The following is a 19,450-nucleotide window of genomic DNA, read 5'->3' as shown; positions in this document are numbered from 1 at the left end:
GGGTGGCGATTCGGTGCCAACGCGGACGCTCATGGAAAGAGGTTGTTGTGACAGCTTTTCCATACCCGGAGCTCGATGACGAGAAAGAGTCGGAGTACGAGCTATTTCCGATCAACCTGACGCGGATGATGCTGCACACGCAGGGACAGACGGTCCCGTATCTGAAGTACGCGTTGAGTTTTCGCCATGCCAAGATCACGGCGCAGCTACGCGAGTGTGTCATTGTTCGGGTCGGTGCCGTCACTGGTTGTGAATATCAACTGGTGCAACATAAGGCGGAAGCCTTGCGCACCGGAACCAGTCCGGAGCTGCTGGCAAGTCTGATCGATCCGGAGCATCGGGAGTTCGGCGATTCCTCCCTGACTGCGCTGGTCGGGTACGTCGACTCGCTCGTTGCGAACGTCGGGGCCGAGGGGAGTGCTCTGGACGATCTGCGGAAGCATTTCCCTGACAACGAAATTGCCGAAATCACTCTGCTGGCGGGTACCTACGTGTTGTGCGCGTCGTTCCTTAAATCGCTCGGAGTGCAACCGGACGACGGACCCATCGACTGGTCTGCTGTCGATGCGCACGTGAAGGAGGGACGGCTCTGATGGGAGACGACATCGCGGTCCTGGAGAGCTACATCCAGCGGTGCTCCAACTGGGGCAGGTGGGGTTCGGAGGACCAGCTGGGGACGGTCAACCTCATCACCGGAGAGAAGATCCGCGAAGCCGCGGCGCTGGTAAGGGTCGGTAAAACCATCTCGTTGACAATGGCTTATAACACGGACGGACCTCAAAACGGTTACCTGGGCAGAGCCAATCCTCAGCTCTACCAACTCACCTCGGGACCGGGGTACCTCGTTGGCGAGCAGCAGCGGGTGGAGACGCAGACGCTGGCCGAATTGCGGAGAACCACCGGTGAGCCCACCGCGGGCTACTACGACGATGTCCTCGTCATGCCCACCCAGGCCGGTACGCAGTGGGATGCGTTGTGCCACTTCTTCTGGCGCGGAAAGATGTACAACGGACATCGTGTTGCAGACGCAGGCGCCGGTGGCAGTCGGAGCAACGGCGTGCAGAACTACACAGGAAAGATCGTCACTCGCGGCGTGTTCGTCGACCTTGCCGAACACTGGGACATCGAGACGCTCGAGCCTGGTTATGCCATCACCACCGACGATCTGGACGGCTATCTGGCCGCGAAGAATCTGGAGATCCGGCCCGGTGACGCGCTGATCATCCGTACCGGGTTCATGGCCGCCCGGCGCGAGAAATGGCGCGATTACGCCGGTGGCGCGTCGCCGGGGCTGTCGCTACATACCGCTCCATGGTTGCGCGACAACGATATTGCGGCTGTCGCCACGGACACCTGGGGTATTGAGGTGTTACCGAACGAGATCGATGTATGGCAGCCGCTGCACGTGGTTGGCCTTGTGCACACGGGTCTGGCTTTCGGTGAGATGTTCGATCTCGATGCGCTATCCGAGGACACCAAAGCCGACGGTGTATATGAATTCATGTTCGCGGCGTCACCGCTGCCGCTGACCGGTGCATCGGGTAGTCCGGTGTCCGCGTTGGCAATCAAGTGAGGCAAGCGACGGAGTTACGCCGACAGTAGGCCCGCCCGTGCGGCCGTCAGTGTGACCTGCGTGGCGTGGATGATCAGCGCGTCGTCGATGGGATCGCCTGTCGTGATCGTTCGGTAGAAGAGCGGCGCGCGAAAGGTGGTGAGGAGCATGTCGACATCGCATTCGGCGGGGAGTTCACCGCGATCGATTGCCCGCCTGACGACGGGAGCGGCGCGTAGGACCTGGTGGTCGAAGTACCTGCGGGTTGCCTCGCGGAGTTGCGCGGACCTGAGACCGGCGGTGAGGACGAGGGCGGCAACCTGGCGTCCGACGCCGTCGTTGAGAACAGCGGCGAGCTCCCGGCCGGTCGCCAGGAGATCCGATTCGATGTTTCCGGTCTCGGGAATCGGGATGGCTTCGAGCGACCACGTCGTGAGGGCCTCCACCAGCAGATCCTCGAGTGTTGGCCAGCGCCGGTAGATGGTGGTCTTGTTGACGCCCGCGCGGGAGGCGACGGCCTCCACCGTCAGTTCGGCGTATCCGCGGTCGATCAGCTCGCCGAAGGCGGCATCGAGTATCGCTTCGCGGACCCGCGCACTGCGGCCACCGGTCCGTACTCCCTGCACAGTCTGCCGATTTGCCATTAATCGCCTCCATGGGTTGCGTTAGTGATCCCGGTGTGCAACTCTCAGCTTATGGCAACTAGCCGTTGCGATAATAGGGAGGGCGGCATGCGATTCATCTTCGAGACCGACGAGTCGTTCTCATTCGAGACGCTGCGAACGGTCGGTTACGCGGTCTACGGCGGCGCCGACATCGGCGAGGTCGTCACCACCGCGAAACGGATCACGCCAGGAGACTGGGAGTCGTGGTACGTCGAGTGGCGCGCGCTGGCCGACCGGATTGCGGCGATCGCCGGGCAATGTGCGATAGGCGGACACGAGGTGAGCGCCAGCACTGCCTATCTGCGTGCGTCCAACTATTACCGGACGGCCGAGTTCTTTCTCCGCGACGACCCGGGTAACGACCCCCGTGTGCTAGACACCTCGGCGCGCGCCGTCGACACGTTCCGTAGTGCGCGGGAGATACAGGTGCGGTGGAAGCGCGTGCAGATTCCCTACGAAGGAATCCAATTGGAGGGCTACTACCTCAACGCCAGCGGCGACGACCGCGGACCGACATTGCTTGCGCACGGTGGATTCGATTCAACCGTCGAGGAGATGTACTTCGCGGTGGGGGAGGCGGCGCGTCGCTACGGTTGGAACTGCCTGATCTTTGAGGGGCCTGGACAGGGCGCCGCGCTGCGCGCCGACAACGTCACGTTCCGCTACGACTGGGAAGCCGTGGTCACCCCGGTGCTGGACTTCGCGCTCGGCCTGCGCGGAGTTGATCCCAGCCGAGTCGCGTTATTGGGGATGAGCATGGGCGGATATTTGGCTCCCCGGGCCGCCGCCTTTGAGCCCCGGCTCGCAGCATGCGTCGCCTACGACAGTGTGTTCAAGCTGTCGGCGGGCATGCCCAAGGCGCAAGACGACGAGCACGAGCTCGATTCGGCTCAGCGAGTCGCAGCGGTGGGCAACCTGATAGCCCACCGGGCGGAGGCTCCGAGCTCCCAGCGGTGGGTGCTATCGAATGCTTTGTGGGTGTTCGGGGTTGACTCCGCGCAGTCGTTGCTCGCGGAGGTCGAGAAGTATGACCTCTCCGACGTCGCCCACCAGATTTCGTGCCCGACGCTGGTGTGTGAGGCGGAGAACGACCAGTTCTTCCATGGTCAGCCTTCGATGCTCTACGACGCTCTGCAATGCCCCAAGACGTACCTGCAGTTCACTGAGGCTGAGGGCGCCGGCGAACACTGCCACGAGGGCGCCCTGCTGCTGTTTCATCAGCGCATGTTCGATTGGCTCGACGACGCCGTCGGTGCCTGACAGCACGCATTCTGTCATCTCGTCGAAAGAGATTGTCATGAAGGTATTTCCGTTCCTGAAATTCCTTGGCGAGGGCGTCGGATGAGCCGCCGTTCAGTCGTAAGGCTCATTCTGGAGCGCGCCTGGATGCCGTTGGTGTCTGTCATCGCGATTGGCGTGGGTGGGGTCGCGATGTGGAAGGTGCACGAATCATCCTCCCCACCACCGATATTCACCGTAAATGGGCCACAGGCGCCGGATAGCTTCACGCAGAAACGGCTCACCTACCAAGTGTTCGGTAACGGTAGTGGAGCAATGCTGTCGTACGTAGATGTCTACGGGCATCCTCACCAGGCCGACGGCGCCGACCTCCCTTGGTCGCATACAGAGACGACGACGCTCACCGTGGTCTCCGGGAGCATCTCGGTTCAGGTCCGCGGTGGCGAGGTCGGCTGCCGGATCTTGGTCAATGACGTAGTCCGAGACGAGAAGTTCGATGATCATCACGACGCGGACGTCACGTGCAGGGTCAAGTCGGTATGAGTCACCACGAGATGCCCACGGGCCCGATACCGGTCAAGCGTCCCTTGGTGCCGCGCATGGTTCGCGTCCTAGCGGTACCGATCATCGTTTTCTGGGCGTTCCTTGCCGTTGTAACGAATACCTTTGTACCGCAAGTTGAAAAGGTTGCCGAGCAACTTGCCGGGCCGATGATTCCCCACTACGCGCCGTCGCAGCGGGCCATGTTGCACATCGGCGAGAAGTTCCAGGAATCAACGTCTACGAGCCTGACCATGGTCGTGCTCGAATCGCAGGATCGTGCGCTCGGCGACGAGGACCATCGCTATTACGACGATCTGATGCAGCGGTTCAAGGACGATACGGGGCACGTTCAGTACGTGATGGACCTGTGGGGGAAGTCGATCACATCGGCTGGTGCACAAAGCCTCGACGGCAAGTCCACCTATGTGCTGTTGCGCCTGGCCGGTGACATAGGCCAGATGCAGGCTAACGAGTCCGTCGCAGCGGTGCGCGACCTCGTCGAGAGGGAAACGCCGCCAACAGGTCTCAAGGTCTATGTGAGCGGACCTGCGCCATTGGCCGGTGACACCCTGGATATCGCGAATTCGAGCCTGAACAACATCACCATAGTCACCATCATCCTCATCATCGTGATGCTGTTACTGGTGTATCGCTCCTTCTCGACGCTGCTGCTGCCGCTCGCCGGTGTGCTGATCGAAATGCTCGTCACCAAGGGTGTCATCGCGACGCTCGGGCACCTGGGGTACATCGAACTATCTTCATTCGCAGTCAACATAGTGGTATCGCTGACGCTGGGCGCGGGAACCGATTACGGCATTTTCCTGTTGGGTCGATATCACGAGGCACGGTACGCCGGACAGAGCCGCGAGGAGGCCTACTACACGGCGTACCGTGGTGTCGCACCGGTCGTTATCGGCTCCGGATTGACTATCGCGGGGGCCTGCTACTGCCTGAGTTTCGCGCGGCTGAACTATTTCCACACCATGGGACCTGCGGTGGCCATCGCCATGGTGCTGACCATCGCGGCGGCCCTGACCCTGGTGCCGGCCGTGCTCACCATCGGGAGCTTGTTCGGACTGTTCGACCCGAAGGCAAAAGCCAAGGCGCAGTTATACCGTCGTATCGGAGCCAGCGTGGTGCGCTGGCCCGTCCCGATCTTCGTGGCAAGCAGCATCATTGTCATGATCGGCGCGGTCTTCGTGCCTACGTACCAGGTCAGTTACGACGACCGCGCCTATCAACCGGCAGACGCACCGGCCAATCAGGGTTTTGCGGCGGCGGACCGGCATTTTTCGAAGAGCAAGCTCTTCACGGAGATGTTGATGGTCGAGTCCGATCACGATATGCGAAATTCCGCCGACTTCATCTCTCTCGATCGGGTAGCCAAGAGCCTCGTGCATCTTCCCGGCGTGTCGATGGTGCAAAGCATCACCCGGCCGTTAGGAAGGCCTTTGGAACACGCCACGCTCCCTTATCTTTTCACCACACAGGGCAGCGGAAACGGTCAGCAGCTCCCGTTCACCAAGCGGCAGAACGGCAATACCGAGCAACAAGCGCAGATCATGGGGAACACCATCTCGGTGCTGCGGGACATGATCGACCTCACTCAGAAACTCACCGACGCTATGCACGCGACGGTCGTCACCATGGAGGACATGCAGCAGGTCACCGAGGCAATGGATCAGTATGTTTCGAATCTCGATGACTTCATGCGGCCGCTGCGCAACTACTTCTATTGGGAGCCGCATTGCTTTGACATTCCCGCATGCTGGGCCTTCCGGTCGCTATTCGACATGCTGGACAGCGTTGACAAACTGGCGGCCGACATCAAGGACGCTGTCGCCCAGCTTGAAATTGTGGACAAGCTTCTGCCGCAAATGGTTTCGCAGCTGAAGGTGATGGCCAACGATATGGAGGGCATCAGGGCGCTCATCATTAACACCTACGGAACTTCCGACCTGCAATCAACTCTCACCACGCAGACATTCGACGACATGATCAACGTGGGCCTCGATTTCGACAAGTCTCGCAGTGACGACTTCTTCTACATTCCCAGACAGGGTTTCGAGAACGAAGACGTCAAGACCGGCATGCAGCTGCTGATGTCGCCCGACGGTATGGCCGCGCGGTTCATGATCACGCACGAGGGCAACGCTATGGGCCCCGAGGGTGTCGAACACGTCGAGCAATTTCCGGAGGCAGTGGGCATGGCGCTGAAGGAAACCTCGCTGGCGGGTGCGAGGGTCTACATCGGTGGCGCAGGCTCCAACGACAAGGACATCAAGGAGTACGGCGCATCCGATCTACTCATCGTGGCGATCGCCGCATTCGTCCTGATCTTCTTGATCATGATGTTCCTGACCCGAAGCTTGATGGCACCCTTTGTGATCATCGGCACGGTCGCGTTTTCCTACAGCGGTGCATTCGGTCTGTCCGTGCTTATCTGGCAGCACCTGATTGGTCTACCGTTGCATTGGCTGGTGCTACCACTGACATTCATCATTCTGGTTGCGGTGGGGTCGGACTACAACCTGCTTTTGGTCGCGCGGTTGAAGGAAGAGACAGGTGCTGGGCTAAACACCGGTCTAATCCGGGCGCTCGGAAGTACCGGTGGAGTCGTGACGTCAGCCGGCCTCGTGTTCGCGTTCACCATGTTGGCAATGCTCGCCAGTGACTTGCGGACGATCGGTCAGGTTGGCTCGACGATATGCATCGGATTACTGCTTGACACATTGATCGTGCGGTCGTTCATCGTCCCGTCGTTGGTGCGGCTCTTTGGAACCTGGTTCTGGTGGCCGACAAGGGTTTTCGCGCGCCCACATCGGCGGCAGACTGAGGGAGTGCAACGGTGATCTCATATGGAACGCTCACGGTGTTGGCCGCTGTGGTCGAGGTAGTGCTGGTTGGGTGCGTCTTCATGTACGTAAGACGCCTACGGCGACGGCCGACGACGCCTATCAGTGAGCGCATCGGAAGCAACGCGGCTGTGCTGACGAAGCTTCGCAAGCGGCAGCCGATGTCACAGGAGGAGTTCGATCACGCACGCCAGGTGATCGCGGATCGAGGTTCCTTGCTGGTCTACTCGATCCCGGCCGCGATATTCGTGCTCGGGTGCTTCTACGTCGCGGGCAGCCTCGAACAATTACACGGGGCCACGCCCTCGGAACGGACGTTTCTTGGGGTAATTCCCATGATTACTTCCACCAGCCTGAGCCTGCGGCTGCTCAAGAATATGCAGCTGAAAACGCGCCTTAAGCAATGTGATCCCTCGACGCTTGCGGTATCCCGAACCTGAGATGCCGAAGGGCGCCGGCCCAATACCAACGGTCCGGGGGCGCGCTGTCCGATGCCCACCGTGGCGGGATCAACTGTTCACAATCTCAGACGGATGTGCACTACTATGAACGCAGTGTCAAAGTTTCCGGGGTTGATGGGTTGAGGAGTGGGCTATGCCACACGGCGATGACGCCGATCAGGATTCGTTCGCAGACCGACTCAATCGGCTCTTCGTCGAACGAATCAGCAAGACGGGGGTCGAACAATCTTTGTCGCAGTTCATTTCGGACTTCCGTGACCAGACCGGTGTCACCCTGAGCAAGGGCTACCTTTCCGAACTGCGTAATGGAGTCGCGCCCGACCCCAGGCTGGATCTCGTAAGGGCGTTCGCCAGGTATTTCAACGTCGATCCGAGCTATTTCATGGTGGACTCACCTGCTCGCGCGGAGGAGATTGCCGCACGAGGAGAGCTGATCGACGCTTTGCAGGCAGCCGGGGCTACCGAGCTGGGGTTTCGTGCCGCCGGTCTCAGTGCGTCGTCCATGCGGCATATCGCTCAGATAATCAACAGTGTTCGGTCGTTGGAAGGCTTGCCGCCCATCGACTAGCGGCGGCTACTGAGGAGTAATTGTCGCAGAAGAAGTGAGGGATCTGCGCAGTGCGTCCGAAGGGCATTGGGCGCGGCGCAAGTTCCGGTAGCGGCTTGCCACCGCCAGCATTCTCTTCAGATCGTCTCGATAGGCGGCGCGTAGGTCGCCCATCGGCAGGGTGGAATCAGTGCGCGGTTGGGGAAGTGGCTGGTGGCTGGCGCGGGATAGCAGCACGTGGACGTCGAGGAGTAGCACTACCACGGCGAGGACCTGCGTGTTCGTCCGCTCGACTGACCAATAGTCGCGTATCTGAAGGGTGGGGACCGCGCCTAGGCTAGGGAATTCAGCGACACCCGCGTGGCAGAGAGGCCGAAGACGCCAGTAGTTACCTATGCCGGTGATTAGCATCCAAGCAGTGACTACGAGCTGCACTAACGCAATACCCATCACATACATAATCGCACCCGTGACATGCGCCGTGAGAGGCAACAGTTCTAGGTTGGCCGGTGACAGGTACGACTGTGGCAACACGCCAAATGTGAGGCGCATCAACGCGAATAGTGCTATGAGAAGCGAACCGCAGGAAACCAGTATCAATCCGATGCGAACCATCGGATTCTGTACTCGCCGAATTTGGGGAACGGTGATAACTATGACGAGAATCTTGGCCGCGAGGATTGATATTGCGTAAGTTGAAGAATAAAGCTTCCCCAGAGGTTTATCCGCAATATTCACGATGTAGTTATAGCCGGGCGGGCCTGGATACATCTGAACGAAAGTAGAAATTAAGATAAGACAGGCTAGCGTTGACGCTATCAGTAGCCACCAGAGATTTTTTCTGACATTTTCAGGGTTTAGCCAGCTGAGGGCGAGAAGGATGGTAGAGAAGCTCCATAAGACGCCAAGCAGGTGCGTTATGAGTGCGAATGCGTGGTCGATTGTGACCAGGTTCGCGGCCTGTGAGATGAAGATCAGGGCAGTGGCCTGATAGAAAAGAAATCCGAGTATCAGTGAGGTACTCAGGATGATCGACGTTCCGGGTCTGCGCCGCTGACGTAGCACGAGGGCAAACACCCAGACTCCGCCAGCAAGAAACAGCAATGCAGCTATCTGGTAGCCGATGAAATGCCACTCGTCAGAGACGGTCAAAGAGGCGTCCCCCGGTAAGGGTATCGGAAATGCGTTGGGCGGCGGCGTGAGACTTACCTGCTGAGGAGCGGAGCGATTGCATCCTCATGCGCTGCGCCAGCACATGCGCGAATGTCTCCGCCTGGATCTCGAGCGGTTCGAGGAGTTCTTGCCTGAACATGAGCCGGCACTGTTCACCCTCTAAGGAGTCCTCGCCGGCGGTTGTCGACGACAGCTGATGTCCGAGGACGATGTGCCCCAGCTCGTGCAAGATGATATGGGCCTGATGTGCTGTCGAGGTTGACTGTTCGTAGAGAACAAGATCGGTGTGGGGGAGCGCCAGCCACAGGCCGAAGACCTCTGTTCCCGCGAAGTCAGTTGCACGCGATTCGATGGGCCGGCCGCGCCGAACTCCCACTGTTGCAAAGACGTCGGCCAACGTAATGGCATCGCTCGAGGAGATAGTGGCAAGGCAGAGGTCGTCACAGACCTGTGCGACGTCTCGATGTTGAATCGAATTCATCTAACGTTCCCCATTCTACAAACCATTGGAGTAGGGCACTGCCTACCCAGAGCGGGTTTTCGCGCTGCGGAAAATGGCCGACTCCTGGCGCGGTTAGTCTGCTGAACCCATGTGGGAAGTATTGATTCATCCCTTCGCTAGCGAGCGGTAAGACACAATTGTCCGAATCACCGTGCAGGACAAGGGTGGGGACCGAAATTTCCGTCGCCTGCGAGATCTGCGTTTCGTATGAGTCATCGATGACCGCACCCCACCCCCAGCGTGCCCGGTAGTAGCTTAATGTCACTTCGAGCCAGTCGCTACTTTGTAAGGCCGCGAACGTTTCCTCGAACTCTTGGTCGGGGAATTCCCAATTCGGCGACCAGTCTCGCCAGATCAGCTCAACGAGTTCGCGTCGTTCCCGTTGCAACAGATCCGACCCGAGTGGGGTGTTGAGCAGCCACTGATACCAAAACCTTTGTGCCTGATGGGATGAGAGGGCAGGGCCGCGGCCGGCGGGGTGCCAGCCGGCCGAGATCGCAGAGAGGCTCGCGATCCTATGCGGCGCAACGATCCCGCAAGCGAAGGCCGTACGTGCCCCCCAGTCGTGGCCGACCAGATGAAATCGTTCCAGCTCCAACTGGTCACACACCTCGAGGAGGTCACGCAGCAAGTCGCCGAGTCCGCCAGTTCTGGGTGTATGGGCATCGCGGAACCTCGTCCTGCCGCTTCCTCTGAGGGATGGGGCGTACACCGAGTAGCCGGCAGATACCAGCGCCGGAATCACGTGTGTCCACGTCGCGATGGAGTCTGGCCAGCCGTGCAGAAGCACGACTGGCGGCTTATCTGCAGCCTCGGGGTCGCCGTGCCGTAGCACTTCTACGTCGAGAAGCGCCGTCTGAACGATCAGAGTGTCACCCATATCCAAATGCTATCCGCGCAACGGTAATTGGCATGTTGAAGGTTGAAGGCATTGGGCAGAGCTCTGTTTGGGCATGGCAAGGCGGTAGGCGAGGGCGGTGGTCAAAAGCACCATGGCGAATGCTGAGGCAACGAGCAGCATGGGTACCAGCAGTTGATGACTGAACGGCAGGCCGCCCAGCAGCGCGATAGCGATAACCATCCCGGTTTGTCGACTGGTGTTGAGCACCGCCGACGCTACCCCCGAGACGGTATCCGGGCTGACATGCATCGCTGCGGCGCTCAGCGACGAGGCGAGCACACCGGATGCCACGCCGATAAGGATTGTCGGCGCCATGGCCGGACTAATCTTCTCAGTGAGTGAAAGTGCTGCCGTCCCGATCGCACCAAGGCATCCCACCCCGGCCATGGCGAGGATCGCGCGTTGGCGATACTCCGGTGTCACCTTGACGGCGATGACATTGCCGAGGAGCCATGCGATGCAGCAGATGGACATAATGTACCCGGCTTGATCGGCGCGGAGGCCATGTCGAACCTGCAGGAAGAGCGACAGCACTAGTAGTGAGCCGTAGGAGGCGAACTGGTAAAAGCTGCCCGCGCAGACGATCAGCAGATACGAGCGATTGCGGGCAAGGATCGGGGGGATCGTCGGCTCAGCGGATCGTCGTTCGACCTGCCACAGGGCTGTCATGGACAGCACGGCAGTTCCGGCTATCGAGAAGGTCGACACGCTCGACCAACCAAGGTGCCTGCCCTCTATGAGCACACTCGCAACACAGGTGAGAATCACGCACAACAGCAGCTGGGAAATCGGGTTGAATCGGCGCGGGTGGTCTGCGGGGGTGTCGGCGATGGTCCGTGTCGCCCGGAGTGCGATCGCACAAATCGGAACGTTGATCAGGAAGAGCCAACGCCACCCGGCATATTCGGTAATGAGCCCGCTCAGTAGAGGTGCGGAGGCGATTCCGATGCCACCGACGACACCCCACGCTCCGATCATTGCCGAGCGACGCCCCGGATCGGGTATTCCTTTTGTAAGGATGGCAAGCGTCATCGGCACGATGAAGCTTGCGCTGACCCCCTGAGCAATGCGCGCGGCGATCAGTGTCGCGGCCGTGTCAGCGGCCGCGCAGGCCACCGACGCGGCCAGGAACGCAAGCATTGACCAGCGATATACCTTGGCGGCGCCGGTGCGATCTCCGATCGCACCGGAAACGAGCAGAAATACACAGAGCGGAATCGTGTAACCGTCGAGAAACCACTGGCCGACCTCGATCGTCGTATGAAGTTGCTCGGCTGCGGTCGGCAGCGCGACATTCATCGCAGATGCGTCGAAGGCGACGAGGAAGTTTCCGATGCTGGCCCCCACGACGCCCACCATCGTCAACGGCCGTACTCGCAGCTGTTCTGTCACGGTGCCCGTTCCGCGGGTTTGTGTGCAGCGATATCGGCTGGTAACTGAGACGCATAGATGCACCAATGAATCGGCGTCGATACTCCCGCGGCACGCCCGTAACGAAGGACTGCGCCACTTTGATGCTCCAGTTCCGAGGGGCGGCCTTCCAGCAGGTCGCGGTGCATCGACGAAGTGGTGAGCGGATCAAATGCGTTGAAAACAGCCATCATTGAGTCAACGTCTTGGTTCGACAGAGCCACGCCGTGCGCCTGTCCGACGGCGAGGACCTCGCTCATGGCGTCACGAATCAACGTTGCTGTTTCTGGAGTTGTGGAAGTTACACCCACTGGCTGCCGGGCCAGCGCGCCGATTCCGCCATAGGACGAAATAAGCATGAACTTGCGCCACAGTGTGGCGCGGATGTCCTCGGACAGTGCCACAGTGATGCCGGCGCTGTTCAATGTTCCTACGATCAAATCCAATTCGCCCGCAAAGGTATCCGAGATAGGGCCGACCTCTAGGTGTGCGTGCGAGCCGAGGCATGTCACTGCCCACGGTTCGGTGCGTTTTGCGATAACCACACAGGAACAGCCCAGCACATGTTGGGGTCCGAGAATATCGGCGAGATCATCTGCTGCCTCGATGCCATTCTGCAGCGGTAGTACAACTGTGCGCGGCCCTACTAAGGGCGCGATGGCGGTGGCTGCCGCACTAACCTGCCACGCCTTGACCGCGATAATGATCAAGTCGACGGCCGGATCAACTGGAGCTTCAGCGATGTCGGCGACCACGTGAATGCCGTGGACCGCCAGTTCGCCACTAGCGGTGGTCAGCTGTAAGTCCGACCGGCCGGCGGCGGCCACAGTAGCGGACCGACCGACGACGGTTACGTGGTGCCCGGCTTGCGCGAGAACGGCCGAGAAATAGAGGCCGACGCCCCCCGCGCCGAACACCAGCACTCTCACGAGGCGACCTTTGCGTGCGCGTTCCCACGATCCCGCAACACCTCCAATGCGCAGTCTCGGACATCATCGAGACGGACCATCTCCGTATAGAAATCCCGGACCGCACGAGATAATTGGGCGAATTCGGTTTGCTTGCGCAGGTGTAACGCATCCATGTGTGTGGCCAGCCGTTCATACACTTGGTCAATGAATGAGTCGTCATCCACTGTGCTGTAATCAAATTCGGTTTCAGACAGTATTTGACGGACATACGTCGGAAAGAGCCCGATCCTGTTGAGGAAGTACTTGACCGGACGAGAAACGCCCAGATAGTCAGGCACATTCACGATTCCGGCATTTTCATTTTCCGTTAAGAACCCGCTCACTGCCCGGAAGGGGTCGGGGGCGGTGAGGAAAACATCCTCGGATAGTTGTGCCGCACGACATAGCCCATCCAGGTCCGGTGTGCCTGCTGCGACATGAATGTTGTTGTCTGCGAATATCGCTGCGATGCACTCAATTTCGGCCAATCCGGAGCGATTTCCCACTCCCGCCACGCCGCCTTCAATCATCTGGAACCCATGGAACACCGAAGTCAAAGAGTTCGCGGTGCCAAGACCCCGGTCGTTATGCCCGTGCAGATAGAAGGTGATATCTGGGTTGTCCCGCACGAGGTTGGCGGCCAGGACCGCTGTGGAGTCTGGCACCAGGGTGCCGACCGAGTCGTTGATGCGGATAAGCGAGATGCCCTGTTGGCGGCATCGTTCGATTTGTCTGTTGAGGTGCTCGTACTTCTGCTCATCGACCGTGATGCTGAACGCATTGAGGAGGCTCGACCGCAGCTTTTCGACGCCGATGGATCGTAGCTTCTCGGCTACGTGCTCGAAAAGGTGTTTCTCTGAATCGATTTCGATCATTCCGATGCTCACGTAGATGTCGGACAAGTAGCTATCGGGCAGCTCTCGTTCGAGTTGTGCGCACAAGGGTTCCCAGGTTTTGAGGGTTAGATTGAAGGAGAATGTTGCATTGGGCGCAATGGTGTTTTCGAGCTGCTGGGCGTCTAACAAGGCGCGAACGAACGATGCCTCAGTAATCCCTGAGCCCACATCGATATCAGTGATGCCGGCATCGGTAATGGCTTGAATCAACTGGAGTTTTCGATCGTCTGTGGCGCCGAACGGGGCGCGTTCGCCGCCCTCGCGCATTGTCTCGTCAGAGATCGCTTCGATGGTGAAGTCGCGATAGCGGGGGGTGTGTCCTTCGGGAAATGTGAGCATGGCATTCCTCGGCACTGACGTGATGGGGATACTGCCCGTCAACTCTGACGGCAATGAATACGACCGTTCGCTACAGCGAACGCTATGTGTGGCGGTTGTGGATGTCAAGCGCAGCGAACTGCCATCCGTCAACTCCTGACATGGCGCGGAGTGGACACTTTGTTGGACTACGTGAATTGGCCTGGCGTCGGCGGCTGCGGTGGCAGCAGGGACGGAATCAGCCGAGTTGCAACGCCACCACGAGCCAGCTGCCGCGTACGGATTGGATGCGTCCGGCGAATGCCCTGACGCGTCTACCGCGCTCGAAGGTTCCGAAGATCTCTGCGGTGTCATCCGCGCAACGGCGCACCCGAATCTTGCAGAGCCGGGCTGCGGTGGTGGTCGGATTGCGCGAGGAACGTGCCATTACCGCACTGAGCGGCCCGTCGGCCAGCAGCGGGCGCAGCTGGACTATTGGTCGGCGCCGGTCCATGACTTCCAGGACCCGGCGCATTGCGGCATCCGCGAACGCGACCGCCTGAGGCGGCGGAGATTGTTCGCGCAGATGTGCCTGGAGCTCGATGCCCGCAGGTCGATTCCGGGATTGGCGCAACCTCGGCGGACGTGGTGAATGGCAGGCCTGCGGCAGGCTGGCCAGCACCGGCGCGGGTTCGTAATCGGCAACCCGGGTGACATAGCGATGAGACATTTTCCCCTCCAGTGAATGAGCCCCCTCATTCGCTCTGCTGGAGAGGCGCAGAACGTTGCGGAACATAATCGCACAGCCGGTGTGCAGGGCGCCAGGGTACGGTTGGCACGACGTTCGGCACAGCGGCGCCGCTGGGTATAAGTGGCGAGATTCTTAGGGGAAGGCGGCGCGGATCGTGGTCAGCAGGTTGTCCGCGCTCGACGCATCGTTCTTCTCCAGCGAGGACAGCTCCACCCCGATGCACGTCGGCTCGTTGGTGATCATTCGCAAGCCCCGGGGTGGCTTCGCCTATGAGGAGCTTCTGGCGTTGGTGGAGAGCCGGCTCCCGCAGGTTCCGCGCTATCGACAGAAGGTCAGGGAGATCGGGTTCGGAGTTGCCCGGCCGGTCTGGCTTGACGACGTCGATTTCGATATCACTTACCACATTCGGCGCTCCGCGTTGCCGTCCCCCGGCAGTGACGGTCAGCTGCAAGATCTGGTGGCACGCTTGACATCCCGTCCGCTAGACCGGTCGCGGCCGCTGTGGGAGATGTACCTGGTCGAGGGGTTGTCCAAGAATCGGCTGGCCGTCTACACCAAGACGCATCAGGCTCTCGTGGACGGCCAATCCGCGCTTGAACTCGGACAGGTGATGTTCGACCGGACCGCCCGCACGCCGGACTTCGGCGAGGATATCTGGGTTCCGGAGCATGAACCGAGCGCTAGTGAGCTGGTCGCCGGTGCGGTCTCGGAATGGTTGGCGCGTCCCGGTGCCCGCCTGGAGGCGGTGCGCACCGCGGTCGCCGATGCGGCGTCGCTGACGGGCGAGATCGGCGAGTTGGGTAATCGCATGGCCAAGGTGGTGCGAACCGCGGCTCGCGGTGCTGCCCCCCGCGGGCCGCTCAACCAACGCGTATCGCGCAGTAGGCGATTCAGCGTGGTGACCACCAAGCTGGCCGATTACCGGCGGGTGCGTGCCAAATACGATTGCGATGTCAACGATGTGGTGTTAGCGGTAATCGCTGGGGCGCTGCGTAATTGGTTGATGAGCAGAGGAGAGCCAGTCACCACGGCCTCGATGATCCGTGCGATGGTGCCGATGTCGGTGTACCGGGACGGCGACCTGGATGTTCTCGCCGAGGGTGCCGCGACCACCGAGGTGTCACCGTTCCTCGTCGATCTCCCGGTCGGTGAGGGAAATACCGTGGTGCGCTTGTCGCAGATCGCGCATGCCACCGAATCGCATTCGGCGTCCTTCAGTTTGGTGGATGTGCCAAACATGGCGGCGCTCTCTGGATTCGTTCCGCCGACCTTGCACGCCTTGGCGGCCCGCGTCGCGACCACATTGCCGAACCGGCTGTTCAATCTGCTGGTCACGAATGTGCCTGGGCCCCAGGCCCCGATGTACCTCGGGGGTGCGCGCTTGGCGGAGATTTACCCAGTGCCTCCGCTATTGCGTAATCAGGTGTTGTCGATCGGACTGACTTCGTACAACGGCGTGGTGTACTACGGGATCAACGCCGATCGTGATGCGATGCCCGATGCTGACATGCTTCCGGTGCTGATTACCGAGGCGCTCGACGAATTGTTGGAGGCGGCGCAGTAATGCCCATGCAGGTGTACATACCGGTGACGCTCGCGATGCTGCGCCAATTGGTGGCGGACGGCGAGTTGTGGCCGGTGAACGGTACTGCCTTCGCGGTGACACCGGCGCTGCGTGAGGCCTATTCCGCGGGCGACGAGGACGAGCTGTCCGAGGTGGCGATGCGCGAGGCGGCGCTGGCCTCGCTGCGGCTGCTGGCCAACCATGATGGCGACGACACGTTGCCGGCCCGGCGGGCAGTGCTGGTCGCCGACGCCGAGGATGCGAAGCTGCGTCCCGACCTCGACGATGCGGTGGTGCGGCTGGCGGCGGCGGTGCCGATATCCGCGGTGGTGGCCGCACACGTCGACCTGGCACAGGCAGAACCGGACGTGGTGCGCGCGGCCGAGGTGATCGACGCCGCAGACCTGGGCGACGAGGATGCCGAGCTGGTGGTCGGTGACGCGCAAGACCATGATTTGGCCTGGTATGCGACCCAAGAACTGCCGTTCCTACTCGACCTGCTGTAGGGCATGACCTGGCCGATTGGCCTGTTCCCGACCGGTAACCTACGGTAGCGTAGGTTACGCCTCGCTGGGCATCTCCTTCGTCAATGGAAGGTCATCGGCTGTGAAACTGGCTTCCTGGCTCGACGCATCGGCTCCGGGTGGGCCCAAGTCACGCCATGCTGCGGTAAACGTCCTGCGTGGCTTGGCTTCTCGCATCACCACGCCCTTGTTGCCGGATGACTATCTGAGTCTGGCCAACCCGCTGTGGTCTGCGCGCGAATTGCGGGGCCGCGTGGTCAGCGTGCGCAAGGAAACGAGTGACTCCGCGACCCTGGAAATCAAGCCGGGCTGGGGCTTCCACTTCGACTATCACCCCGGCCAGTACGTCGGCATCGGCGTGCTCATCGACGGTCGCTGGCGCTGGCGGTCGTACTCGCTGACATCGGCACCTGCGATGAGCGGCTCACGCGAAGAGCGTCGAGCGCTGCACGTCGGTGGTTCGGGGCGCACCATCACCATCACCGTCAAGGCGATGCCCGAGGGGTTCCTCTCTGCGCACCTGGTCAATGGTCTGGAGCCGGGCACCATCGTCCGGCTTGCCGCCCCTCAGGGCAATTTCGTACTGGACGATCCCGCGCCACCCGCGATCTTGTTCCTCACTGCGGGCAGTGGCGTCACCCCGGTGATGTCGATGCTGCGTACCTTGGTGCGGCGCTCGGCCGCGGCGGACCTGCCGCTGCCCGATGTGGTGCACCTGCACTCGGCACCCACCGAGAGCGACGTGATGTTCGCCGGGGAGCTCGCGGAGCTGTCTGAAGCGCACCCGTCGTACCACTACCGGCTTCGGACGACGAAAACTCAGGGGCGGCTGGATCTTTCCTCGCTGGCCTCCGAGGTGCCCGACTGGGCGCTACGTCAGACGTGGGCGTGCGGCCCGGAGGGCATGCTCGATGATGCGCAGCGGGTGTGGGCCGACGCCGGTGTCGTCGAACTGCTGCATTTGGAGAGATTCGCGGTGTCGCGGGCCGCGCCGCACGGGCAGGGCGGTCTGGTCACCTTCGCACGCAGCGGTAAGCAGCGCGCGGCCGACGCCGCCACTTCGCTGATGGAGGCGGGGGAGGAAGCCGGGGTGCAGATGCCCTTTGGATGCCGGATGGGGATCTGCCAGACCTGTGTGGTGCCGCTACTGGAAGGGCACGCACGCGACCTGCGCAATGGCACCGAGCATGAGCCCGGATCGCGGATTCAAACCTGTGTTTCCGCAGCGTCAGGGGATTGCGTACTCGACGTGTGAGATTAACGGTCTAGTAACCTACGTTACCGTAGGTTACGGTAACGTAGGCACGGACCGGCGAAGGGAGCTCACAGATGGCAATTTCGGATATCCAGGAATTCGCGCACCTCACCGAGGCTGATGTTGAAGCCCTGGGGCACGAGCTGGACGCGATCCGTCGAGATGTCGAGGAATCGCTCGGAGCTGCCGACCGCCGCTATATCCGTCGTACCATCGCGGCGCAGCGAACCCTGGAATTGACCGGGCGAGTGCTGCTGGCGGCGAGCAAGAAGCGGTCGGCCTGGTGGGCCGGAGCAGTGACTCTCGGCGTGGCCAAGATCGTCGAGAACATGGAGATCGGTCACAACGTCATGCACGGCCAGTGGGACTGGATGAACGATCCCGAAATCCATTCCTCCAACTGGGAATGGGACATGGTGGACCCGTCCTCGCACTGGAAGCAGACCCACAACTACATCCACCACAAGTACACGAATGTGCTTGGCATGGACGATGACGTGGGCTACGGGCTGCTCCGCATCACCCGCGACAAGAAGTGGTCGCCATTCAATCTGGGCAACCTTGCGTACAACACATTGCTGATGCTCCTGTTCGAATGGGGTGTTGGTGCACAGCATTTGGAGCTGGGCAAGGTGGCACAGGGGCGCGCAGACAAGGAAGAGTTCGCGGCCAAACGTGAAGAGGTGCTGGCCAAGATAGGCAAGCAGGTGGCCAAGGATTATGTCCTGTACCCCGCAGCCAGCGCGCTCTCGCCGTCGGGCAGTTTCCGTAAGACCGCCACCGCCAACGCGCTGGCCAACGTGATCCGGAACATCTGGTCCAACGCCGTCATTTTCTGCGGACACTTCCCGGATGGTGCCGAGAAGTTCACCAAGCAAGACCTGGAGAACGAGACGCAGGGTCAATGGTATCTGCGACAGATGTTGGGCAGCGCCAACTTTGACGCCGGCCCAGGAATGGCCTTCATGAGCGGCAACCTGTGCCATCAGATCGAGCATCACCTGTTCCCGGATCTGCCGAGTAACCGGTTGTCCACAGTGGCGGTGCGAGTGCGTGAACTATGCGACAAGTACGACCTGCCGTACACCTCCGGCCCGTTCCTGGTGCAATACGCCAAGGCGTGGCGGACCATCGCCAAGCTGTCATTGCCGGACAAGTACCTGAAATACACTGCCGACAACGCCCCGGAAACCCGCAGCGTCAAGATGTTTGACGATTTGGAGCCGCGCGAACGGCGCGGGCTGAAGTCCGCCTTTGCGGCCGTGCGCGAACGCAGGAAGACCCGGCGTAGCGTCAAGGTCTGACGAGAGAACGTAAAAGCCCCCGAACGCTTGCGAGCGTCGGGGGCTTTTACGTTGGATTGCG

The 19,450-nt window shown here is 60.8% G+C and carries 19 protein-coding genes; 11 read left to right on the top strand and 8 right to left on the bottom strand.

Annotation, left to right across the window (positions count from 1 at the left end):
• The first annotated feature begins 47 nt into the window (after positions 1 to 47).
• Positions 48 to 593, top strand: a complete 546-nt coding sequence (locus tag AC5Y5C_RS11745; RefSeq protein ID WP_499972192.1) for a carboxymuconolactone decarboxylase family protein — start codon at positions 48 to 50, stop codon at positions 591 to 593.
• Entirely contained in the window at positions 593 to 1,573 is a 981-nt protein-coding gene (locus AC5Y5C_RS11740) for a cyclase family protein (RefSeq protein ID WP_499972187.1), read from the top strand. The genes AC5Y5C_RS11745 and AC5Y5C_RS11740 overlap by 1 nt, the downstream gene beginning before the upstream one ends.
• 14 nt (positions 1,574 to 1,587) lie before the next feature.
• Here the strand turns inward: AC5Y5C_RS11740 and AC5Y5C_RS11735 are convergent, their stop codons facing one another.
• Positions 1,588 to 2,196: a TetR/AcrR family transcriptional regulator gene (locus AC5Y5C_RS11735; protein ID WP_499972184.1), complete on the bottom strand. Its 609-nt coding sequence runs from the start codon at positions 2,194 to 2,196 to the stop codon at positions 1,588 to 1,590.
• A gap of 87 nt (positions 2,197 to 2,283) precedes the next feature.
• Here AC5Y5C_RS11735 and AC5Y5C_RS11730 point away from each other — a divergent pair, with 87 nt between their 5' ends.
• From AC5Y5C_RS11730 to AC5Y5C_RS11710, 5 genes are all read left to right on the top strand, one after another.
• On the top strand, positions 2,284 to 3,477 hold the full coding sequence (locus AC5Y5C_RS11730) for an alpha/beta hydrolase family protein (RefSeq protein WP_499972180.1): 1,194 nt from the start codon (positions 2,284 to 2,286) through the stop codon (positions 3,475 to 3,477).
• An 81-nt stretch (positions 3,478 to 3,558) separates the two neighbouring features.
• The gene (locus tag AC5Y5C_RS11725; RefSeq protein WP_499972175.1) at positions 3,559 to 3,999 is read left to right on the top strand and encodes an MmpS family transport accessory protein; all 441 of its coding nucleotides are present in this window, start codon (positions 3,559 to 3,561) and stop codon (positions 3,997 to 3,999) included.
• Positions 3,996 to 6,851 (top strand): MMPL/RND family transporter, encoded by a 2,856-nt coding sequence (locus tag AC5Y5C_RS11720; RefSeq protein WP_499972170.1) that lies wholly within the window; start codon positions 3,996 to 3,998, stop codon positions 6,849 to 6,851. The genes AC5Y5C_RS11725 and AC5Y5C_RS11720 overlap by 4 nt, the downstream gene beginning before the upstream one ends.
• Positions 6,848 to 7,294: a hypothetical protein gene (locus AC5Y5C_RS11715; protein WP_499972166.1), complete on the top strand. Its 447-nt coding sequence runs from the start codon at positions 6,848 to 6,850 to the stop codon at positions 7,292 to 7,294. The genes AC5Y5C_RS11720 and AC5Y5C_RS11715 overlap by 4 nt, the downstream gene beginning before the upstream one ends.
• A gap of 154 nt (positions 7,295 to 7,448) precedes the next feature.
• On the top strand, positions 7,449 to 7,883 hold the full coding sequence (locus tag AC5Y5C_RS11710; protein WP_499972164.1) for a transcriptional regulator: 435 nt from the start codon (positions 7,449 to 7,451) through the stop codon (positions 7,881 to 7,883).
• A gap of 6 nt (positions 7,884 to 7,889) precedes the next feature.
• Here AC5Y5C_RS11710 and AC5Y5C_RS11705 read toward each other — a convergent pair whose 3' ends face one another.
• From AC5Y5C_RS11705 to AC5Y5C_RS11675, 7 genes are all read right to left on the bottom strand, one after another.
• Positions 7,890 to 9,014 (bottom strand): hypothetical protein, encoded by a 1,125-nt coding sequence (locus AC5Y5C_RS11705; protein ID WP_499972162.1) that lies wholly within the window; start codon positions 9,012 to 9,014, stop codon positions 7,890 to 7,892.
• A complete protein-coding gene (locus AC5Y5C_RS11700; protein WP_499972160.1) occupies positions 9,001 to 9,516 on the bottom strand; it encodes a hypothetical protein in 516 nt (171 codons plus the stop codon). The genes AC5Y5C_RS11705 and AC5Y5C_RS11700 overlap by 14 nt, the downstream gene beginning before the upstream one ends.
• On the bottom strand, positions 9,476 to 10,417 hold the full coding sequence (locus AC5Y5C_RS11695) for an alpha/beta fold hydrolase (protein ID WP_499972159.1): 942 nt from the start codon (positions 10,415 to 10,417) through the stop codon (positions 9,476 to 9,478). The genes AC5Y5C_RS11700 and AC5Y5C_RS11695 overlap by 41 nt, the downstream gene beginning before the upstream one ends.
• Positions 10,418 to 10,426: 9 nt before the next feature.
• Complete coding sequence (locus AC5Y5C_RS11690) at positions 10,427 to 11,830, bottom strand: MFS transporter (protein WP_499972156.1); 1,404 nt, start codon at positions 11,828 to 11,830, stop codon at positions 10,427 to 10,429.
• Positions 11,827 to 12,771 carry a ketopantoate reductase family protein gene (locus tag AC5Y5C_RS11685; RefSeq protein ID WP_499972152.1) on the bottom strand — a complete coding sequence of 315 codons (945 nt, stop codon included), beginning with the start codon at positions 12,769 to 12,771 and terminating at the stop codon, positions 11,827 to 11,829. The genes AC5Y5C_RS11690 and AC5Y5C_RS11685 overlap by 4 nt, the downstream gene beginning before the upstream one ends.
• A 2-nt stretch (positions 12,772 to 12,773) precedes the next feature.
• Entirely contained in the window at positions 12,774 to 14,033 is a 1,260-nt protein-coding gene (locus AC5Y5C_RS11680) for a hydroxymethylglutaryl-CoA lyase-like TIM-barrel protein (protein ID WP_499972150.1), read from the bottom strand.
• A gap of 217 nt (positions 14,034 to 14,250) precedes the next feature.
• The gene (locus AC5Y5C_RS11675) at positions 14,251 to 14,721 is read right to left on the bottom strand and encodes an Rv3235 family protein (RefSeq protein WP_499972147.1); all 471 of its coding nucleotides are present in this window, start codon (positions 14,719 to 14,721) and stop codon (positions 14,251 to 14,253) included.
• A gap of 175 nt (positions 14,722 to 14,896) precedes the next feature.
• Between AC5Y5C_RS11675 and AC5Y5C_RS11670 the strand changes: the two genes are divergently transcribed.
• The 4 genes from AC5Y5C_RS11670 to AC5Y5C_RS11655 all read left to right on the top strand — a co-directional run bounded on the left by AC5Y5C_RS11670 (position 14,897) and on the right by AC5Y5C_RS11655 (position 19,389).
• Complete coding sequence (locus tag AC5Y5C_RS11670; protein ID WP_499972145.1) at positions 14,897 to 16,306, top strand: WS/DGAT/MGAT family O-acyltransferase; 1,410 nt, start codon at positions 14,897 to 14,899, stop codon at positions 16,304 to 16,306.
• Positions 16,307 to 16,311: 5 nt separating this feature from the next.
• Entirely contained in the window at positions 16,312 to 16,812 is a 501-nt protein-coding gene (locus AC5Y5C_RS11665) for a DUF6912 family protein (RefSeq protein ID WP_499973137.1), read from the top strand.
• Positions 16,813 to 16,912: 100 nt separating this feature from the next.
• On the top strand, positions 16,913 to 18,085 hold the full coding sequence (locus tag AC5Y5C_RS11660) for a ferredoxin reductase (RefSeq protein ID WP_499972142.1): 1,173 nt from the start codon (positions 16,913 to 16,915) through the stop codon (positions 18,083 to 18,085).
• Between the two features lie 74 nt (positions 18,086 to 18,159).
• A complete protein-coding gene (locus AC5Y5C_RS11655; RefSeq protein WP_499972139.1) occupies positions 18,160 to 19,389 on the top strand; it encodes a fatty acid desaturase family protein in 1,230 nt (409 codons plus the stop codon).
• Positions 19,390 to 19,450 lie beyond the last annotated feature (61 nt).

This window comes from Mycobacterium sp. NGS15, assembly GCF_059813245.1.
This window is presented reverse-complemented; position numbering and strand designations above follow the sequence as displayed.